General features: G+C 65.9%; 18 protein-coding genes, 1 tRNA gene and 2 pseudogenes. 11 read left to right on the forward strand and 10 right to left on the reverse strand.

Features of this window, described 5'->3' with window-relative positions; translation table 11 throughout:
• Window positions 1–2: 2 nt before the first annotated feature.
• On the forward strand, window positions 3–1,013 hold the full coding sequence (locus LDL49_RS25750; RefSeq protein ID WP_225294180.1) for a hypothetical protein: 1,011 nt from the start codon (window positions 3–5) through the stop codon (window positions 1,011–1,013).
• Between the two features lie 79 nt (window positions 1,014–1,092).
• Here the strand turns inward: LDL49_RS25750 and LDL49_RS25755 are convergent, their stop codons facing one another.
• The gene (locus LDL49_RS25755) at window positions 1,093–1,974 is read right to left on the reverse strand and encodes a hypothetical protein (RefSeq protein ID WP_225294183.1); all 882 of its coding nucleotides are present in this window, start codon (window positions 1,972–1,974) and stop codon (window positions 1,093–1,095) included.
• Between the two features lie 212 nt (window positions 1,975–2,186).
• Here LDL49_RS25755 and LDL49_RS25760 point away from each other — a divergent pair, with 212 nt between their 5' ends.
• Window positions 2,187–2,633, forward strand: a complete 447-nt coding sequence (locus LDL49_RS25760; RefSeq protein WP_372470435.1) for a substrate-binding domain-containing protein — start codon at window positions 2,187–2,189, stop codon at window positions 2,631–2,633.
• Between the two features lie 407 nt (window positions 2,634–3,040).
• Here LDL49_RS25760 and LDL49_RS25765 read toward each other — a convergent pair whose 3' ends face one another.
• Window positions 3,041–4,321, reverse strand: coding sequence for an MFS transporter (locus LDL49_RS25765; protein WP_225294187.1), 1,281 nt, complete (start codon window positions 4,319–4,321; stop codon window positions 3,041–3,043).
• Window positions 4,322–4,376: 55 nt separating this feature from the next.
• Here LDL49_RS25765 and LDL49_RS25770 point away from each other — a divergent pair, with 55 nt between their 5' ends.
• Complete coding sequence (locus LDL49_RS25770) at window positions 4,377–5,387, forward strand: ArsR/SmtB family transcription factor (RefSeq protein ID WP_225294189.1); 1,011 nt, start codon at window positions 4,377–4,379, stop codon at window positions 5,385–5,387.
• Between the two features lie 342 nt (window positions 5,388–5,729).
• On the opposite strand, the gene LDL49_RS25775 is transcribed toward LDL49_RS25770, so the two are convergent.
• A complete protein-coding gene (locus LDL49_RS25775; protein ID WP_225294614.1) occupies window positions 5,730–6,083 on the reverse strand; it encodes an Imm8 family immunity protein in 354 nt (117 codons plus the stop codon).
• A 148-nt stretch (window positions 6,084–6,231) separates the two neighbouring features.
• A complete protein-coding gene (locus tag LDL49_RS25780; protein ID WP_225294190.1) occupies window positions 6,232–6,651 on the reverse strand; it encodes a hypothetical protein in 420 nt (139 codons plus the stop codon).
• Between the two features lie 234 nt (window positions 6,652–6,885).
• On the opposite strand from LDL49_RS25780, the gene LDL49_RS59280 reads away from it, so the two are divergent.
• Together LDL49_RS59280 and LDL49_RS59285 are read left to right on the forward strand one after the other, a co-directional pair.
• Complete coding sequence (locus LDL49_RS59280) at window positions 6,886–7,146, forward strand: site-specific integrase (RefSeq protein ID WP_372470427.1); 261 nt, start codon at window positions 6,886–6,888, stop codon at window positions 7,144–7,146.
• 54 nt (window positions 7,147–7,200) lie between these two features.
• A pseudogene (locus LDL49_RS59285) lies at window positions 7,201–7,530 on the forward strand (tyrosine-type recombinase/integrase); the annotation flags it as partial.
• A gap of 341 nt (window positions 7,531–7,871) precedes the next feature.
• Here the strand turns inward: LDL49_RS59285 and LDL49_RS25790 are convergent.
• Window positions 7,872–8,012 carry a hypothetical protein gene (locus LDL49_RS25790; protein ID WP_225294192.1) on the reverse strand — a complete coding sequence of 47 codons (141 nt, stop codon included), beginning with the start codon at window positions 8,010–8,012 and terminating at the stop codon, window positions 7,872–7,874.
• Window positions 8,013–8,691: 679 nt separating this feature from the next.
• Between LDL49_RS25790 and LDL49_RS25795 the strand changes: the two genes are divergently transcribed.
• The 3 genes and pseudogenes from LDL49_RS25795 (at window position 8,692) to proS (ending at window position 13,000) form a co-directional block, all read left to right on the forward strand.
• Complete coding sequence (locus LDL49_RS25795; protein WP_225294194.1) at window positions 8,692–10,671, forward strand: sugar transferase; 1,980 nt, start codon at window positions 8,692–8,694, stop codon at window positions 10,669–10,671.
• Window positions 10,672–10,914: 243 nt separating this feature from the next.
• A pseudogene (locus tag LDL49_RS25800) lies at window positions 10,915–11,091 on the forward strand (tyrosine-type recombinase/integrase); the annotation flags it as partial.
• 466 nt (window positions 11,092–11,557) lie between these two features.
• Window positions 11,558–13,000 (forward strand): proline--tRNA ligase, encoded by a 1,443-nt coding sequence (gene proS / locus LDL49_RS25805; protein WP_225294196.1) that lies wholly within the window; start codon window positions 11,558–11,560, stop codon window positions 12,998–13,000.
• A 299-nt stretch (window positions 13,001–13,299) separates the two neighbouring features.
• Here proS and LDL49_RS25810 read toward each other — a convergent pair whose 3' ends face one another.
• Window positions 13,300–13,833, reverse strand: a complete 534-nt coding sequence (locus LDL49_RS25810; protein WP_225294198.1) for a flavoprotein — start codon at window positions 13,831–13,833, stop codon at window positions 13,300–13,302.
• Entirely contained in the window at window positions 13,830–14,138 is a 309-nt protein-coding gene (locus LDL49_RS25815) for a hypothetical protein (RefSeq protein ID WP_225294644.1), read from the reverse strand. Before LDL49_RS25815 ends, LDL49_RS25810 begins: the two co-directional genes overlap by 4 nt.
• 3 nt (window positions 14,139–14,141) lie before the next feature.
• Here LDL49_RS25815 and LDL49_RS25820 point away from each other — a divergent pair, with 3 nt between their 5' ends.
• Together LDL49_RS25820 and LDL49_RS25825 are read left to right on the forward strand one after the other, a co-directional pair.
• Complete coding sequence (locus tag LDL49_RS25820) at window positions 14,142–14,918, forward strand: replication initiator (RefSeq protein WP_372470428.1); 777 nt, start codon at window positions 14,142–14,144, stop codon at window positions 14,916–14,918.
• A complete protein-coding gene (locus LDL49_RS25825) occupies window positions 14,864–15,247 on the forward strand; it encodes a tyrosine-type recombinase/integrase (RefSeq protein WP_225294200.1) in 384 nt (127 codons plus the stop codon). Before LDL49_RS25820 ends, LDL49_RS25825 begins: the two co-directional genes overlap by 55 nt.
• A gap of 61 nt (window positions 15,248–15,308) precedes the next feature.
• Here LDL49_RS25825 and LDL49_RS25830 read toward each other — a convergent pair.
• Window positions 15,309–15,381 (reverse strand) — tRNA-Thr (locus tag LDL49_RS25830).
• Between the two features lie 21 nt (window positions 15,382–15,402).
• A complete protein-coding gene (gene rlmB / locus LDL49_RS25835; protein ID WP_225294202.1) occupies window positions 15,403–16,362 on the reverse strand; it encodes a 23S rRNA (guanosine(2251)-2'-O)-methyltransferase RlmB in 960 nt (319 codons plus the stop codon).
• Window positions 16,363–16,589: 227 nt separating this feature from the next.
• On the opposite strand from rlmB, the gene LDL49_RS25840 reads away from it, so the two are divergent.
• Window positions 16,590–17,597 (forward strand): alpha/beta fold hydrolase, encoded by a 1,008-nt coding sequence (locus tag LDL49_RS25840; protein WP_225294204.1) that lies wholly within the window; start codon window positions 16,590–16,592, stop codon window positions 17,595–17,597.
• 48 nt (window positions 17,598–17,645) lie between these two features.
• On the opposite strand, the gene LDL49_RS25845 is transcribed toward LDL49_RS25840, so the two are convergent.
• Window positions 17,646–18,332: a winged helix-turn-helix transcriptional regulator gene (locus LDL49_RS25845; protein ID WP_225294205.1), complete on the reverse strand. Its 687-nt coding sequence runs from the start codon at window positions 18,330–18,332 to the stop codon at window positions 17,646–17,648.
• Between the last annotated feature and the right edge of the window lie 390 nt (window positions 18,333–18,722).

Consider the following 18,722-nt stretch of genomic DNA (forward strand, 5'->3'; position numbering starts at 1 on the left):
GCATGAGCCGGCCAGAGGACCCGATGCCCATCTCGTTCGCCGAAGTGCGGTCGTGGCATCGACCGTTGATGATCATGGTGGCGGCGATGTCCGCGCTCATCGTCGTCGCGATCTTCGGCCTCCTCGCAGACGGTCGCGAGCTCATGCAGCAGTCGATCTGGGTGAAGCCGTTGAAGTTCGGGGTGTCGTTCGTCATCCATGGCGCGACGCTCGCCTGGCTGCTGCCGAAGCTTCGCAAGGCAAAGCGCACGATGTGGACCCTCGGAACGGCCTTGGCCGTCGCCGGGCTGATCGACGTCGGCTTCATCGCGGTACAGGCCGCTCGCGGCACTTACAGCCACTTCAACACCGGCACCGATACGTTCAACGTGATCGGACAGGTGGTCTTCTCCACCGGCGTGGTCGGGTTGTTCGGGGCGAACCTTCTCATCGCTGTCATGCTGCTGTTCCAGCGAATCGGTGAAATGGCACTCACCTGGGCCCTGCGTGCCGGGATCGGGCTGGCCGTCATGGGCATGGGGCTGGCGTCCTTCATGGTCGGGTCGGCCACGAGGACGCCCCGGATGGTCGAGGATGCTTACGGGAACCCGGTCTCGCTGGTCGGGGGGCACGGGGTGGGGGTGCCCGACGGCGACGGCATGCCGATCACGAACTGGAGCACCGTGGGTGGCGACCTGCGCGTCCCGCACTTCATCAGCCTGCACTCCATGCAGCTGTTCGTGCTCGCGGTGTTGGTTCTCACCGCCCTCGCGGCCCGGATCAGCTGGCTGCGCGGCGAACGCACGCGCGCCCAGCTGACCGGGGTCGTCATCCTGGGCTATGCCGCGCTGTTCGCCATCACGGCGTGGCAGGCGCTACGCGGTCAGTCGCTGATCCACCCCGACACGGCCACGTGGACCGCGCTCGCGGTGTCGGTGGCCGTGACCGCGCTGCTGGCGGCGCTGGCCATCTTGGCGGCCCGCCGCAGGGAGCCGGCCGCCGCTCGGGCGGGAAGACGGGGTTGGCGCCGATGACAAGGACGCGGTTCTGAGTAGGGCTTACTCGTGGCGACCTCGGCTGCTGCTCTCGGCAGCGCCTCGGGGCACCGGGCCGTCAGCGCCTGTTCAGTCCCCGCAGCACCGGCACCCCCGTACCGGAGTCAAGTACGAGGCGGTCGCCGAGCGGTCGGGCGAGCGTGACAGTGGTCGTCGCCGTCTTGAGAATCGCCGGGCAAGGCTCGCCAGAGCTGGAGTTCTCCTCGTCCATATCGACCACCACGAGCTGGTCGGTCTCGTAAGCGCGCGCCCCGTGAACGGTGTCGCAGGCGCCGTACCCGTAGCGGAGCAGCAGTTCGTCAGGCTTGCCGGCGAGGAGGTCGAACGCCATCACCTCTTCGGTGCCTCCCTGCATCCGTTCGGGACGGTCGGTGACGGCCGAGGGGTCGACCGCCACGTGGACCTTCTTCTGCTCGACTCCCTCGACGGTGAACAGCCAGGCAGGCACCTGGACCGTGCCGCGGCTGGTCGCGAGCGGGACCCTGCCCAGTCTGGCGCCGGTCACCCGGAGCACGCGGCATCCCTTGGCCGGGCACTCCTCCTCGATGAGGCCCGCCGCCTTGCTGAACTCCGCGTACGCGCGCGCCGCCGTGATGAGCGGCACCTGCGAGACCTTGCCGTCCGGCCATCGCACGTCCCCGCGAGCCGGGGAGTCGGCGGGCAGCTTGGCGGCCAGCCGCCAGGCGCCGTTGTGCGAGCTTCTGTTCACCCAGGCCGGGATTCGACCCACACGGGCCCATCCGTGCGGGTTCAGCACTTCCAGCGCGACGAACCCTTCACGCCAGGCACGATCGTCGGCCGAACCCTGCCAGCGCTCCGCCACCTCCCGAGCACGCTGCTCAAACCCGTCAGACGAGGCCACCTGGGACCCGCGATGAACCCCGCCACAGGAGGAGCACACGAGCAGCACCAAGCACAGGCACGCGATCACTCGTCGCACGAAACCTCCTCTGCACCATGATCAGCCAACGCCCGACGCTCCGCCGGGCTTTCTCCGAAAGACCCTTAACCGCACCCTCATGAAGGCACTTGGGATCTCTCCCTAGACCCATATAGCCGCCACGGATCCGCGTACCGGAAGATCGGCTTCACCCCCAGTGAGGTCATCACAGGTAGACATCTGCGTCGGGGTGCAGCGGGCTGAAAGTCCTCATTTGTGAGACTGGTTGTCGTTCGCGCGGCCGGAATCGAGTTCGCAGACGGCGAGGCCCTGGACCGCGTCGACCGCCGCGAGCAGGGCGGAAGGTGACCGGTCCGTTCGGATATGACGCGATCACGAGCCTGCCGGCCGACTCGGGCGTCACCGCGGTAGTGGCGGCCAACGACCTCCTGGCCATGGGCGCGGTGCGGGCAGCGTTGTCGCGAGGCTGGACGGTACCCCAGGACCTCAGCGTTTTCGGCTGGGACGACGAGGAGATGGGGCGCTTCGCCACGCCGGCGCTCTCCACAGTCGCGGTCGATCGCGAGAAACAGGGATGTGACGCCATGCTGCGGCTCATCGCCGCCGTCCGGGGCGAGCCCGTGCCCGAGGTCGCTGAGAGCACCATCAACCAGCTCATCATCCGCGAGACAACCGGCGCCGCACGCCGTCCCACCTAACCTTGATCGAGCGATGCTCGCGCCCGCGGTGGGTTCGATGGGCACTGCTCCAGACGGCGCCAGGGCAAGGCGCGCACTTCACACCGTCGGCAGAAGTCTCCCGCTAGCAAGCGTATTCATGTGCAACGGGAACAACCTCGGCGGACCCATCAAGATCGTGTACGCAGCCGCCAACAAACCCTGAGCCGCCGCAATCCCGCAGACGGGTTGACTCGCAGCCGCCATCCAGGGGTGTTGGGACCATCCGGCCGAAATTGAACGTTGGAGATCATTTCAACAGCTCATTACTGCCATGGTGCCGATATCCACTGCTGGAACCGGTGCTACGAGCAAGATCAGGTCTACGCGTCTACTGCGGTAGAGCGTCCTAGCGTTCAACTCCCGCCGGATGATTCCAGCATCCCGTCTCAGCGCGCCTTCGCGCTCGTACCAGCCGGTATTGGGGCGCCCGGGACGGACGTAGCTCTGGGGCGATGCCTTCGGGCGACCGCCGCAGCGCCGGTGCCGCCGGCGACGAACAGGGCGGCCAGCGCGAACCAGCCCACGGTTCCATGTTCGATGGCGGTGGCGGTGACGAGCACCGGTGAGACCATGGCAGCGATCGCGTAGCCGGTCTGGCTGAGGCCCTGGTAGGCACCGGCGTTGCGCTGGTCGGCCAGTTCGAAGGCCATGCCCCAGCCGCCCGCCTCGCCCAAGATCTCGCCAAAGGCGTGGGCGAGGCCCGCCAGGAGAAGCAGGACACAGGCGGTGATCACGTTTCCGTACCCCGCCAGCGCGTACAGCACGCATGCGAGCGCAAGCAGCCACGACGCGCGCCGGACGGCGATCCCGGCGCGACGCACGTCGTGGACGCCACGCGAGACACGCACCTGGAGTACGGCCACGACCACCGTGTTGAGGACGAGCAGCACGGACACGATGGCGGTGGGGGCGCCGGTGGAGGCGACCCAGAGAGGGACGCCGACGTTCAGCAGGCCGAACTGCATGGCCACGACGGCGTTGCACGCCACGCTCGCCACATACGTGCGGTCCTTGAGCGGTGACGGTCCCTTCGCTGGGGTGTCGCCCGCCTGGCCTTCCGCCGAGACGACCATCCTGGCCGGGAACTCCGGCACCCGGGATCCGAGCCGTGCCAGTGGCACCGTGGCCACCAGCAGCAGGACGCCGGAGGCGATCATCGCGACCTGGTACGCCACGGCGGTGCCCGTCAGGAGCGCCGCGGCGGCGGCCAGGGTGCCCAGGCCGATGAAGACGTTCGTGACCACGCGCATCCGGGCCCGGACCACCACCCGTTCCGGGCCGGTGTACCACCGTGCCAGCATCGCCTGCTTCGACGTGCCACTCGCCGAGCGCATCAGCGCGGCCAGGCAGGCGACCAGGGTGAACGCGACGGCGTCCGAAGCGAGCGTGTAAGCGAGCATCGCCAGGCCGTTGAGGGCCGTCGCCACCGTCTGGACGCGATGCGCGCCGACCCGGTCGGCGAGCCACCCTGACACGTACGAGGCCAGCACGCCGGCGCCGCCCGCGATGCCCAGCCCCAAGCCCACTGTCGTCGCACCGAGCCCGATGACAAGCGTGAAGTACAGCGTGCTGACGGTGTAGAAGACGCCGCTGGACAGTGCGAACGCCATCGTGCTGAGAGTCAGCGAGCGGCCGACACGGTCCTCGGGGAAGAAGGTTCGGATCACGCCCCGTTTCTCTCGCACCGGGGGCGTGGAAACCAATGATGTAGCGTATGGCTACATGGTCGAGGTCCGGAGCGGTGGGCTCATCGCGTACGAGCTCGCGGGGATGGACGTCGCCGACGTGCGCTTCGCCGCCTCACCGATCAACGAGCTCACACTGTCACTGCGCACATTCCGGGACCCCGGACGCTATCCCGTGCACCTGCCCTGGCTGCGGCGCACGGAGCACGTTCGATCCAGGCTCGATCTACCGCTGCTGTACGCCCTCACGAACGACGCGCTGTGGTCGCCCGACTATCTGACACCCCGACCGCACGCTCCCCTCACCCGCATCGACGACGAACTCGCCGCCGTCGCACACGTGCCCCTCGAACGCATGCTCGACGACCTGCGCGTCCTCCACCCGGGGCGGCTGCCCGCACCGTTGCGGGGCGACCCGGCAACCGTTCGCGCGCGCATCACTGAGGCACTGCGGACGTACTGGCGCACCTGCTTCGCGCCGTGGTGGCCGCGGATGCGGACGGTCCTGCAGGCCGACATCATCTACCGCGGACAGGTCATCTCCGCGCACGGTCTGGCGGCGATGTTCGCCGACCTCAACGAGCGGGTCCACCTGGACGAGGGCGTTGTACGCGTTCGCCTGGTCAGCAACACCGGCTACCGCCGGTCCACCGGCGGAGAAGGGCTCACCCTGGTGCCGACGCTCTTCAGCAGGGGCGTGACCGCCCCGATCTCACCGGAAGAGCCACCCCTGATCATGTACGGCACGCGCGGCGCCGGAACACTCTGGCAGGCGGAGTCCCGCCGTTCCCCCGCGGCGCTCACCGAACTACTCGGCGCGACGCGCGCGGGCCTGCTCACGGCGCTGGAGACGCCGGCGTCGTCGACAGAGCTCGCCGGCCGCCTCGGCGTCACCACCTCGGCCGTCAACCAGCACCTGCGAGCTCTGCGCGCCGCCGGCCTGCTCACCGGCGCACGCCACGGCCGCTCAGTCCTGTATCTGCGTTCGGAACTCGGCGACGCCCTCACTACGGGCGGGGCCGCGGAGGACTCCGAAGACGCGCGGTGACAAGCCCGCGCACCGAAGGCGTCTTCGCCAAAGCCGTCAACGGCTGATTGGGAGCCACCGTGTGAGCAAGGGTATTAGCAAGATCTCGATATTGACCTGACAAACAGAAAGCCCCTGACGGCGTAATGCCTGTTCAGGCCTTCCGGTTGCAGAGCCGATGAGGGGAATCGAACCCCCGACCTTCTGTTCAAAGGTCCCCCAACGATCTTCAGGACTGTCCGGACACGTTCGCCGACCTGGTCGCTGGATGTCACCCCATCCGCAGCAGTTCGCCAGAGTTCATAATCGTTCGGCTGGGTGGCTCCCAAGGTGGCTCCCATCACTGTGCTGGATCGCCATGCCTCAGCGTGTGCAGTCCTCGAACTCCCACTCTCCGATCCGGCCGATCTTCTCCGCCAGCTCACCCCATGTGAGGGCCTCCAGTACGGCAATCCGATCGCTCAGCCACAAGGTCACCTTGTCGGGATGGAGTTCGGCAACGAAGAGCCAGTGCCGACCAATGAGAAAGGGGTGATGTCTAAGTTGCTCCGTGAGGGCCGATGGGGTGCAGAGGGTGAGTTGGAAGCGTTCCTCGCCTAGCTCACCCTGAGGACCGACATACATTTCCAGGAGTTCGCAGGCATGAGCCGGATCATCGATTCTCCGTCCCGCCTCAAGATCGACCCAGCGAAACCCACGTACTCGCGCTCTCACCATCCCATGGTCGCGCACAAGCGGGGCTGTCAGCTTGGGAATTGCAGGGATCTTGGCTCGTAGAGCTGCTGAGCTGCGGCTGAGGCCGGTCGTAAGTGACCGTGGTTGCCCTCTCGTCACCGCCCTTAATGGCACGTCAATGGCACGACGATCAGGCTCTCGACCTCAACCGTTGCCACCATGAAGGCTTGATGACGCGGGCGGTGGTCCCGCGTGGCGTCTCTCCTGTCATGGCGTACTTCAAGAACGCCTCAAGGTCATGCGCGGTCCCGTTGTGGATCCGCTTGGCGACCTTGTTGTGCGGATAGCCTCGAAGCTGCTCAGGGCTCTCCACGGCGGCGGCGTTCTCGGCCGTGCAGTACACCCATGTCCAGTCGCTGTTTCGGACGATCACCTCGCCCAGGTACGCCCCTGCACCCATGATCACGCTGTGGATGACCTCAGGAGGCGGCTTCGAGGCGGCGAACTCGGTGCAGTAGTTGTCGAGATGATGGATGAACGCCGGGTCCCAGTCGAAGGAGTATCCGTCCTCGCGCGTGTGCTCAACGAAAAGCTCGGCCAGGTTCCGCATGTGCTCTGCAGTCCCAGCGTCGCTCGGCGGCGGATCCTGCTGCGACTTCCTGCGCACCATCGACTCCTACCTCCCAGTTCGGATCATCAGCGCAGCTTCTCATGACACGGTCTGGGAGCGGAACCTCGTCCCCCGCACCGGGCGTACCGCCCGCCTGATTATCCCGTCCGCCGTCGCCCCGCCCGATGGGGAAGCGAGCCCGCGCGTGCCCGTCGAGTAAGGCGGACACTCACGGTGGAGGAGGGCAAAAGGCTCCTCGACGCTGTCGCCGATCACCGCATGGGCGTGCTCGTCCTCCTGGCCCTCGTCTTCGGCCTGCGTCGTGGCGAGGCACTCGGGCTCATGTGGAACGCCTTCGACCTGGACGCCCGTACCCTCCGAGTCACCCACTCCGTCAAGCGCCTCAAGAACCGTGACCCGAACGCCACTGCCAAGACCCGCATCGTGATCAGCGAACTCAAGACCAGGCGGTCACTCCGCGTCCTCTCTGCCTGACTCCCGAAGGCCGCCCACAACCAGGAGCGCCTTAAGGCCGGCGAGAACTGGACGGAGCACGGCCTGATCTTCCCAACAGCTTTCGGCAACCCGTCCGACCCCGACACCTTCTCGCACCTGTTCTCCCGGCTGACCAAGAAGGCGGACCTCGGCCACTGGCATCCACACGAGCTGCGCCACTCCGGCGCCTCGCTCATGCTGGCTCAAGGCACCCCGCTTTACGTCGTTTCCGAAGTCCTCGGCCATGCGAGCATCGCGATCACCAAGGACATCTACGGACACCTGCTGGAAGGCGACCGGCGCGCCGCAACCGAAGCCATATCCAGCGCTCACCTGGGGAAACAGTCACCGGTGGCTCCCAAAGACGCCGAAGACACCGGTTGAAGATCGAAAAGCGGAAGACCCCTGACGGCGTAATGCCTGTTCGGGCCTTCCGGTTGCAGAGCCGACGAGGGGAATCGAACCCCTGACCTTCTGTTACAAGAGGGGTCCAGCTCGTCCACGGTCGTCCGGACCTGACTTCGGCGCCTGCGTGGAAGGTCCTCGGCTCCGGGATCTCCATGGCTGTCCACGATCATCCAGAGCCGTTGCTGGCAAATCCGTTAGCAAGATCGGGCAGGGTTCCACCCGCTCAGTACACCTGAACGCGAGTGATGACACAGTGCGGTTCCTCTGCGTCCGCCACGACGACGTACTCGGCGACACCCAGAACCCCCGGATGGGATTTAGTACGCCCCCGTCGTGAACCGGCGGGTGACGTCCGCGCTGGACCCGCAGGGCCCCTCGCCCAGCGCACATCCCTCGGCGATGCTCAGACGCAGCAGCAGCCCGGCAAGAACGCGGGCAAGCTGGGGAACCGTCTCCACACCGCCACGCCGGCACCCGGCGCATGCGGCCTCGTCGCCTCGCGAGGTCGGCGGTGTAGCCGCACTTCCGGCAGTCGGGGCGGTCACATGGGTGAGGACTACGGTCAAGTAGCGACCGGACCAGTGGGCATTGACTCGTGATCCTACCGGCTGTATAAATGGTGCATTTATGTGGCATTCGTCCCGGGCGACGACATCGACATCCGATATGGGGATCGCTTGCCTCGCATTTCTGCCTTATTGAAAGGAGGATGCTGAATATGCGCCTCCGCACAGTTCTTGTGGGTACAGGATTCTCCGTAGCCGCGGTCACGGGAGTTGGCGCTCCGGCCCACGCGCCAGCCCCACCCGGGAGACGGCCGCAGGCGGCTGAGCCTTCGTCCACACTTACCCCACCTACTCTGAGCGCATCGATACCGGCCAGACATGCCCATTCGAAGGATGGAACTGCAAACCCATCGGCTTTTGGTCGAACGAGCTCTTTGTTCAGCAGGGGCAATGTAAGTCGCGGCTTCGTCTGGTCCCCAAGGCGCTCGCCATCGGCGGGGGTGCAACGTTGCCGAACGCGCATCAACCACCACTGCATCGAGCCTTGTCGGTTGACAGTGAAGGCGGCCCCGCCATCCGTCGGCGTAGATGCTCCATTAGTGATTGCGAGCCGTTGCTGTAGATCATGGAGATGAGGAACATCGCCGCCGACGATCTGGCCCATGCGGGGGTACTGATATTCGACCCGGAGAGCTGGCTCAGCGCGGGGAAAGGCGTCCGGAAGGCCGCTGATGATCTGGCCGAGGGCGTGGACGAGTTCTGCCGGGCGGTGGATGAGCGCCCCTTCGGCCAGGACGATCTAGGCCGGGCGCTGTTCGAGGGCGATCCCGAGGCAGGCATGCCGGGGTTCGCCCGACTACGTGACGACCTGCTGAAAGACCTGGTCGGAGCGGTGAACCTGCTACGCGCGATGGCGGCCGGGATGGTCGTCGCCGGGTGCAGGTATGCCGCAACCGAGGACTTGAACGCCAGGATGATTGCCGGGGGCGGGTACGCCGAGGCCGGGGAGGCGACCACCGAGATCCCGTACGCGCAGGAGTACCCGGGATGGCTGACGGATCCGGATATCTACAAACCCGAGCTGAGCCCGAGCGGTCTGCCGACGACCACACCAGCGCCTGACCTCGTGAGCCAGGCGATCTGGTTCCTCGAATCTGTAGGAGTCGGGTCCGCGTGGCCGGATGGTGATCTCGACGGTGTGGCGCGGCTGCGGGATGCCGCGACGACGGTGGGACGTGTGGTCGCTGACGTCCATGAGCAGGTCGCCGGGCAGGCCGGGCGGGTGACCGGGGCCGGGTCCGGGCTGGCCACGGCTGTGTTCGGACGTACCACGAGGGTGGTGCACGGCGAGAATGGGCAGCTGGCTGACCTGCATCGGCGGTGCGCGCATCTCGCCGACAGCGGCCAGATCGGCTACGACGCGATCATGGAGGCCAGACGGCGATTCCTGGCATCTGCGGCGTTCGTGGTGGCACTGATGCTCATTGCAAAGCTACTGGCCCCCCGGCTCGGCCCCCTCCTCGACGTCGTGGTGAAAAAGCTGCTCCGAACCGAGGGCCAAGTACTGCGGATCACTTTGCTGATCATCCGTCAGGCAGCATTGGGCGCGATGTACTCCGGCGGACTGAGCGCGATCGACCAGCTGTTCGCCACCGGCACCATCAATGTCGGGAAGCTGGTTCGGGATATGTTGCACGGAGCGCTCGCCGGCGGGTTGATGGCCGGTGCGCACGGCGCGCTGCCCGCATGGCTACGCCGAGGCGGACCCGCGCTCACGGGCCTGGCCGAGGCCATGGAGTCGGCCACATGGGAGCGGGCATTCTCCCGGATCATGGTCGGCGGTGCAGTGGGCTCAACAGTGCTGGCAACCACGGGATGGGCGAGCGGCGCCGGCTGGGATTGGAAGCACGCCGCTGAGATGGGCTTCGGCATGGCCGCACTCAGCACCGGCGCGGGTATCGCCGCTCGGTCCTGGCCTGCCCCACCCTATGCGAGCCTGAGGGGCAGAGAATGGAAGCAGAGCCCGGCCAAGCGGTGGCATGACGTCAAATGGGCCACCGGGATTGTTATGATCACCACTCCTGCGAACGCCATCTTCGCACTCGCAAAGTTCGCCGAGGACGGAAGGAATCCCTTCTTCTTCCAGAAACGGGTTGGCCAGTTCGGCCGCGAGTTCGACATGGCCAAGGGCCGTACGATGAAGATAACCGACGGCATGAAAGGCGGTAGCGGCGGACGTACGAGCGTCGGTAATGGGTGGTCGCGAACCACTCTCGACGAGACCGTCCAAATGCTCTACAACGTCATCATCAAGGGAAACATGTCGGTCGTAAACGACCGACCGCTATTGACCCCCGACAGACAGAGAACAGTAGCGGCGCTCGGGCCCGTCCTGGGGCCACGCTGGAACGAAGCGGATCTGGCCGGAAAGCCTGGGTGGCTCGGCGCCTTCCCCAACAAGACCGTCGAGCTCAATCTCAAGCAGGGGACATTCGCGTACGACCTTCAACGAGGCTTCACGGGCCTCTGGCATGACCAGCACGCGAGCCTGAAGTTGGACCGGGAGATCGCCCGGAAATTCCTCTCCACTTACTGGAAGCGCATTCTCTAGGCTCGATCTTCCGTGCGCCCAGCAGAACAGGAGTGAAGCCGTGACGTAACGGTGAGTCTTGTGGTTCGTAAGCTCGTCCTCACTTGCCGGGTGGGAGTCGGTCCGAGCAACCGTCAGGAGGCCCGGTAGCAGACTGGTGGTTACTTACTGACACGCGACTGATGTACATGCGCGTGATCCGGGAAAGCGCCACGTCTGACGACCTGCAGCGCTTTCTGAACGCCTCGCCCCCACGCCCGCCTTCACGATCTTCGACACATCCACGCCACCACGCTGCTCCTGGCGGGCGTCCCCGTCCACGTCGTCGAAGCCCGCCTCGGCCACGCCGACCCGGCCATCACCCTCCGCGTCTACGCCCACGTCATCCACGAACAGGCAGCGACGACTGCCGACGTCTTCGCCAACGCCGTCAACGGCTGATTGGGAGCCACCCGGGAGCCACCGTGTTAGCAAGGGTGTTAGCAAGATCTCGACATGTCCTGACAAACAGAAAGCCCCTGACGGCGTATCGCCTGTTCAGGGGCTTCCTCTTGTAGAGCCGACGAGGAGAATCGAACCCCTGACCTTCTGTTTACAAGGTCCCCAAACGATCTTCAGGGTCGTCCAGGTCCGTTCGCTGGGCCAGTAGGAGGTCGCCTCGCCGTTCAGGCTCGTACGGCTCAGTTCATGATCGTCCGTTCGGGTGGCTCCCCACGTGGCTCCTAAACCGGGGCCGCCGTCCCGGCCGAGATCGCCCGTGTGCACTCATGAGCAGGCATGAGGCCAGGTTGATGTATTGGGCGTCACAGAACCTATGACTGCCATCTGCTCTCGTCCCCGTAGTGCACTGTCGCGAGGCCGTCCTCGACGGGCCACGAGGACATGCCATGAGCGATATTCTCCGTGCATGGGACGTGATGAACGTGGTGTGACTCCTCAGAATGAGGACTTCTCGGCCTGGTACAACGAGCTGGTTGCCAAGGCGCAGCTCGTTGACAGGGGACCCGCCAAGGGCACCATGGTCATCCGACCGTACGGCTACCGCCTGTGGGAGCTCATCCAAGAGGAACTTGATCGCCGGATCAAGGACACCGGTCATGAGAATGCTTACTTCCCTCTACTGATCCCAGAGAGCTACCTTCGGCGAGAGGCCGATCACGTCGAGGGATTCTCGCCTGAGCTCGCCGTTGTCACTCACGCCGGCGGTAAGGAGCTCGAAGAGCCGCTGGTCGTTCGGCCCACCTCAGAGACAATCATCGGCGAGATGATGGCCAAGTGGGTCTCATCCCATCGAGACCTTCCGCTCCTACTGAATCAGTGGGCCAACGTCGTGCGCTGGGAATTGCGGCCCCGCATGTTCCTGCGCACGACGGAATTCCTCTGGCAAGAGGGTCACACAGCACACGCCGACGAGGCGGACGCCATGCGCGAGACGATGCTGGCGCTCGATCTCTACACGGAGGTTGCGCGAGACATCGCGGCGATCCCGGTAGTGCCTGGCGAGAAGACACCTGGGGAGCGGTTCGCCGGCGCAGTCCGTACCTTCACCATCGAGGGCATGATGAGGGACGGTAAGGCGCTCCAAGCTGGAACCTCCCACTACATGGGCACGAATTTCGCCAAAGCCTTCGACATCCAGTACACCTCCGAAGCCGGTCGTCTCGAACTGTGTCACACCACCTCATGGGGCATGTCGACGAGAATGATCGGCGGCGTCATCATGACCCACGGCGACGACAAGGGCCTGGTCCTCCCACCCAGACTTGCCCCCTATCAAGTTGTCATCGTGCCGATTGGACGTGGCGATCAGGGCGCGCAGACCTCGGCCGCGGCGCTGGAGCTTGCAGGGCGACTTAAGGCGGCCGGTATACGTACCCATGTCGATGATCGCGCACAGCTTTCACCTGGTTTCCGGTTCAATGACTGGGAGCTGCGCGGTGCTCCTATCCGGCTGGAACTCGGTCCGCGTGATCTTGAGGCTGGCACTGTAGTGATGGCCAAGAGGCTGGGCGACGAAGGCAAACAAAGCATCTCGCTGTCTTCTGCACCGGAGCTCATTCCTGGCGTACTGGAGGAGTTCCAAGCCTTCCTTCTTCAGCGGGCTACCGAATACCGCGACAGTCACACCATGAGAGTGGACACCTGGGACGCCTTCACGAAGGCGGTGGCATCGGGATGGGCGTTGGTCTTGCACTGCGGCAGACCCGCCTGTGAGGACGACATCAAGGCCAAGGTCGCAGCAACTCCGCGCTGTATTCCGCTCGACGGTACTCCGGAGACCGGATGGTGCGTGCATTGCGGTGAAGCATCCGCATATGGCAAGCGTGTCATCTTTGGTCGGGCTTACTGATCACGGTTACCACGATGCTCCGTGAGCCGGGGCTGAGGAACGAAGTCCCGGATCATCGATCGCCCCCAGGCATGTACGGCGTCCAGCCATGCAGTGGCGATCGTAGGGCTGCATCTGTGCGGCGGCGCGGCAACCCCGGCCAGAGCGTTCGGTCAGTACGGCGCGGCAGACGTGCGGTGCCCGGCCCGGTGTCCCGCCGCCGTCCGGGACCGGCCCCCAGGCCGCACACCCGGACGGCGGGCGGGCGGAGGGCCGGGGGGTACGGCGGCGCGCCGCGCCGCCGCTTGATACCTATGAGATCAATTCGGCAAGTTTTCCAGCGCCAAAGCCCAGGGGTAGCTGGCGATGCGTTCGCCACCGGAGCTGGGCGGGTGTGGCTCGAACTGAGCTGGGCCGAGTAGGACTCGGACTCCTTCAGCTCTGAGCCGGTCAACACTGCGTTGGAAGGGTTCCCGTGAGGCTAGGGCGGTGTTGACGAACGGCAGGATGACGACGGGAATGCCGGGTCCGGGAGCCTCGGAGAGCAGGCCGAGCGCGTAGGTGTCGGCGATGCCTGAGGCGAATTTGTTGATCGTGTTGTACGTCGCCGGGGCGACGATGATCGCGTCAGCGCGGGGAGATCTGGGTTCGTTCGGCTTTCGGTACTGGCTGAGAACGGGACGGCCGGTCTGCTTCTCCAACTCGGGGGCGTCGATGAAGTCGAGCGCGGGCGGGGTGGCGATGATCTGAACGGTCCAGTCTTCGCCTTGGGCCAGGGCGACCAGGCGGCCGACGTCAGGGGCGGGGCCGGCGGCGCACACGATGATGTAGAGGACCTTGCCGGGTTGGGTCACGCGCTGACTGCCAGGGATGCCGTGTACTCGCGGGCTTCACGGCGGACGCTGATCGGGGCGGTAGCCAGGATGTCACGTACCAACCGGAGGGCCGCGGGGCGGCCGGAGATTTCCCCGGGGGCCAACTCGCCTGCGGCGCGCAGGATGTGCAACGCCTTGTCGTGCTGGCTGCACATCAGGAACGCGCGAGAGGTGTCGAGCAGGAGCGTGGCCTTGCGTTCGTTGATCGGCAGCTTGTCGAGCGCGACCTGGCGGGCGTAGTCGATGGCGGTGCCCGCGTCGCCGAAACGCAGGGCGACGTTCACCTGGTGGCACAGGACGTTGTTCGGGACGGCTCCACTCTCGACAGCAAGTGCCCGCCGTGCGCCAAGCGCAACCGGCAACTGCGCATGGCCCAGTGCCGCGAGGGCTGGCACCTCGACACCGAACCCGCCATCACGCCCGACGAGGCCAACGAGGAACAGCGCTGGCTCATCGAGTTCCGCGCCGACATACAAGCCCAACACGACGCCGCCGAAAAGGCCGGCGACGACACCACCGACTTGGACGCGATCATCACCGGCCTCGACGAGGAGATCAACGCGGCCGGGATGCGGGGCAACGTACTTGGCCGGACAACCGGCAAGCGTTCCCGCTCGACCAGGCGGCGGCAGGACGCACCGGACCTGCCCAAGCGCACGATGACCAACACCACCCTTGGACGCACCTTCCAGGGCGCGGACGGCAGGATCTACCGGCCGTCCCTGTTCGTCACACTCACCCTGCCCAGCTACGGCAAGGTCCGCGACGGCGTACCGATCGATCCGGAAACCTACGACTATCGGCGGGCCGCTCGGGACGCGCTGCACTTCTCCAAGCTGGTTGATCGCTTCGTCCAGAACCTACGCCGGGTCGCAGGCTATGACGTGCAGTACTTCGCCTCTGTGGAGCCTCAGAAGCGGCTCGCGCCGCACCTGCACATGGCCATCCGCGGCACCCTGCCCCGCGCCGAGATCAAGCAGATAGCCGCCGCCACCTACCACCAGGTCTGGTGGCCGCAGGCCGACGAAGTGGTCTTCGAGAGAACTGGACGGAGCACGGCCTGATCTTCCCGACGGCTTTCGGCAACCCGTCCGACCCGGACACCTTCTCGCACTTGTTCTCCCGGCTGGCCCAGAAAGCAGGTTTCGGCCACTGGCACCCGCACGAGCTCCGCCACTCCGGCGCGTCGCTCATGCTGGCGCAGGGAACCCCGCTCCACGTCGTCTCCGAAGTCCTCGGCCACGCCAGCATCGCGATCACCAAGGACATCTACGGACACCTGCTGGAGGGCGACCGCCGCGCCGCGACCGAAGCCATTTCCAGCGCTCTCCTGGGGAAACAGACCCCGGTGGCTCCCAAGGTGGCTCCCAACGACACCGAAGACACCGGTTGAAGATCGGAAAGCAGAAGGCCCCTGACGGCGTAATGCCTGTTCAGGGGCCTTTCGATTGCAGAGCCGACGAGGGGAATCGAACCCCTGACCTTCTGTTTACAAGACAGATGCTCTGCCGATTGAGCTACGTCGGCGCGGCCTATCAGTGTAGACGGTCAGCGACCCCGATGACGAGCCACCTCGTACAACGCCACCCCAGCCGCAACCCCAGCGTTCAACGACTCCGCAGCCGCTCGCATAGGAATCCGTGCCACAACATCGCACTGCTCCCGCACCAACCGCGACAGCCCCTTGCCCTCGGAGCCCACCACGACCACCAGTGGCTCGCTCAGCAGGTCGACGTCGCCGATGTCCGCGCTGCCCTCGCCATCGAGTCCGATCACGAACAGGCCGGCGTCCCGATATTCACGCAGCGCCGCCGTGAGGTTGGACGCCCGTGCCACGCGGAGGTTGGCCAGCGTGCCCGCGGAGGTCTTCCACGCCCCGCCCGTCACTCCGGCGGAACGCCGCGACGGGATCAGCAGCCCGTGCGCGCCGAAAGCGGTCGCCGAACGCGCGATGGCGCCCAGGTTGCGGGGATCGGTGACACTGTCGAGGGCCACGACCAACGGAACTTCCGCGGCATCCTGCGCCAATTCGACCAGCTCAGAGGGGTGCGCATAGTCATAGGCCGGGATCTGCAGCACGATTCCCTGGTGAACGGCGCCTTCGGTGAGCCGGTCAAGCTTGTCGCGTGTCGATTCGAGCAGCGCGATGCCCCGCTCCGTCGCGGCCTTGATCGAGTCGCGTACGCGGTCGTCGCTCTCGATGCGCTGCGCGACATACAGCGCGGTGGCCGGCACCCCGGCGACCAGGGCCTCGAGCACCGGGTTTCGCCCGCCGATGTATTCGGGCGCGTCGTCGGAACGTCGCTGCCGGGCCGGGCCGGGCCGGCGTCCGCCTTGCTCCTCGCGGGCGATCCGCTCGGAACGGGCCTTGTCCTTGTACCAGTGACGCATCTCGGCAGGCGGGGTGGAGCCCCTGCCCTCGAGCCCGCGGCGTCCCTGCCCACCGGTGCCCTTGGACGGGCCCTTCTTCTTCGCGGGCCTGCCCGATGCCCTACCGCCAGCTGCCATGGCATTAAGCGTACTCGGGCCACCACCCACCTCACGCCTCACTCAAGATCACACTCTGCTACGAGTACGGCCTGCCCGCCCTCGGATCGAGAGGAGCAGGTGGTTCTCTCGCGACGCCGATAGAGGACGGCGATGGAGGACGGCGATACCGATGCGCCCCCTTCCAGCCCGTCCAGTTACTCTATGTACATACACATGTTCATATTGTTTCCCGAAAGGCGAAATATATGGATAGGCGAACGTTCTCCAAGCTGCTCCTCGCGGGAACGGCCGCGGCTTCCCTGCCCAACCTCCCCGCCGCCTCGGCCTCGGCGGTCGTGCCCGACAGATGGAAGACGCCCTTCGGCCCGCTGAAGCAGATCAAGGCCGGCGTCCTGAACATCGGGTACGCCGAGGCCGGTCCCGCCGCCGGTCCCGCGGTCATCCTGCTGCACGGGTTCCCGTACGACATCCAGAGCTTTGTCGAGGTGACACCCCTGCTGGCAAAGGAGGGCTATCGAGTGATCGTCCCTTACCTCCGGGGCCACGGCACGACCCGCTTCCTCTCAGACCGGACATTCCGTAACGCTCAGCAGTCGGTGATCGCCCTCGACATCATCGCCCTGATGGACGCCCTCAAGATCAAGAAGGCGATCCTGGCCGGGTTCGACTGGGGATCGCGTACGGCCGACATCATCGCCGCCCTCTGGCCCGAGCGCTGCAAGGCCCTGGTCTCCGTGAGCGGCTACCTGATCACCAACCGCGAGGCACAAAAGGATCCCCTGCCGCCGCGGGCCGAACTGGCCTGGTGGTACCAGTACTACTTCGCCACCGAGAGGGGCCGACTCGGCCTGGAGCGATACCGGCACGATTTCGCCAGGCTCATCTGGGAGAACGTCTCCCCGACCTGGAAGTTCGACGATGCCACGTTCGAGCGCACGGCGGCGTCCTTCACGAACCCGGACTGGGTGCCCATCGTGATCCACAACTACCGCTGGCGGCTGAGCCTGGCCGCGGGCGACCCGAGGTACGACGGCATCGAGAAGCGGCTGGCCGCGGCTCCCGCCATCTCCCTGCCCACGGTCACCCTCGACGGCGAACGCGACCCCTTCACCCCCGCAGGTGAAGGCGCCTCCTACCGCAAGCACTTCACCGGCAAGTACGTACACCGGACCCTGCGGGGAATCGGCCACAACGTGCCGCAGGAGGCCCCGCAGCCGTTCGCCGAAGCCGTCGTCGAAGTGGACCGGCTCTGAAGAGCGACGAGCCGTCGTCGGAGTGGATCGGCTCTGAAGAGCGACGAGCTACGACGCCCCCTGCCCACCCATCCGAGCCTCCGGCCGAGGGAACCGGAACAACCCGTGCAACCTCCCCAAAGCCTCTAGATCCCCAAAAGCCCTGGCAGCCCCCCTCTTGATCGCATCACCAAGCGTCCCCCGCCCAGCCCCCATATCCACCAGAACATCGTCATCCATCTCAATAACGACATCCGGCCGCTGAGCCGGCCCATGCATCGTTTCGATCGTCCCGTCGTCGACCCGAGCGTGAAAGACCTCATCGGAAACCCGGAACTCGTACACCGCCCGCAACCCCACCGCCGCCTCCGGCTCGAAGCCGACCCGCAACGCCAGCACCGCCCACCCAGCCTGGAACGCCTCCCCTTCCTTGCGCTCCCCCATCGCCCACTTCATGCCCCACCGCGCCAGAGCCAGCACCGCGGGCCCCAGCTCCTCACCGGCTTCGGTCAGGGCATAAGCAGGGGTACGCGCCGGCGCAGGCAGCACGATCTTGCGTACGAGCCCTTCACGCTCGAGATGCTTCATCCGAGCCGCCAGCAGCCCGGTGCCCAGCCCGCGAAGGCTGTGCTGCAGATCCCCGAACCGCTTCGGCCCGGTCAGCAGCTCGCGCACGAGCAGCAGCGTCCACCGCTCGCCCACGATGTCCAAGGTGCGGGCAGTGGCACAGAACTGGTTGTACGATCGCTGATCCACTTCAACATTCTAAGCTTCGGGCTTCCTGTTTCTGAACTGCGTACTCAGAGGTAGCCCCGGCCAGATCGCCGGCCATCTCCAGATCCGTCTCGCGGGTGATGTGCAACCGGGACAACGCATCCTCAGCTGTTCCCACAGCTCGGTGATCTGCTCGCGGAGCCGGGCGGCCTCGGCCTTGGCGGCGGCGGTCGGGAGACGGCCCCCACCCCCCGTCGACCCGCTCCGTTCGGATTAGCGAAACACCTGGCCATGTCCATATCCGCCCGATTCTTTCCCGAGCATTACGTCGACCCCGAATTGCTGAATGCCGCAATTGCTGCAACGCTCAAAGCAGGCGCGACGTGAGGGCCGATCGTGCGAAGCCGGGAAGGATTACACTGGTGCGTTGAA

Source organism: Nonomuraea aurantiaca, assembly GCF_020215705.1.
In the GTDB taxonomy this organism is placed as follows: domain Bacteria; phylum Actinomycetota; class Actinomycetes; order Streptosporangiales; family Streptosporangiaceae; genus Nonomuraea; species Nonomuraea aurantiaca.

Bases quoted from the DNA above. Each gene is read 5' to 3' on its own strand.
- LDL49_RS25795 (WP_225294194.1), top strand. From the start codon at position 8,692: ATGAGGAACATCGCCGCCGACGATCTGGCCCATGCGGGGGTACTGATA.
- LDL49_RS25840 (WP_225294204.1), top strand. From the start codon at position 16,590: ATGGATAGGCGAACGTTCTCCAAGCTGCTCCTCGCGGGAACGGCCGCG.
- LDL49_RS25775 (WP_225294614.1), bottom strand. From the start codon at position 6,083: ATGGTGAGAGCGCGAGTACGTGGGTTTCGCTGGGTCGATCTTGAGGCG.
- LDL49_RS25750 (WP_225294180.1), top strand. From the start codon at position 3: ATGAGCCGGCCAGAGGACCCGATGCCCATCTCGTTCGCCGAAGTGCGG.
- rlmB (WP_225294202.1), bottom strand. From the start codon at position 16,362: ATGGCAGCTGGCGGTAGGGCATCGGGCAGGCCCGCGAAGAAGAAGGGC.
- LDL49_RS25780 (WP_225294190.1), bottom strand. From the start codon at position 6,651: ATGCGGAACCTGGCCGAGCTTTTCGTTGAGCACACGCGCGAGGACGGA.
- proS (WP_225294196.1), top strand. From the start codon at position 11,558: ATGGGACGTGATGAACGTGGTGTGACTCCTCAGAATGAGGACTTCTCG.
- LDL49_RS25770 (WP_225294189.1), top strand. From the start codon at position 4,377: ATGGTCGAGGTCCGGAGCGGTGGGCTCATCGCGTACGAGCTCGCGGGG.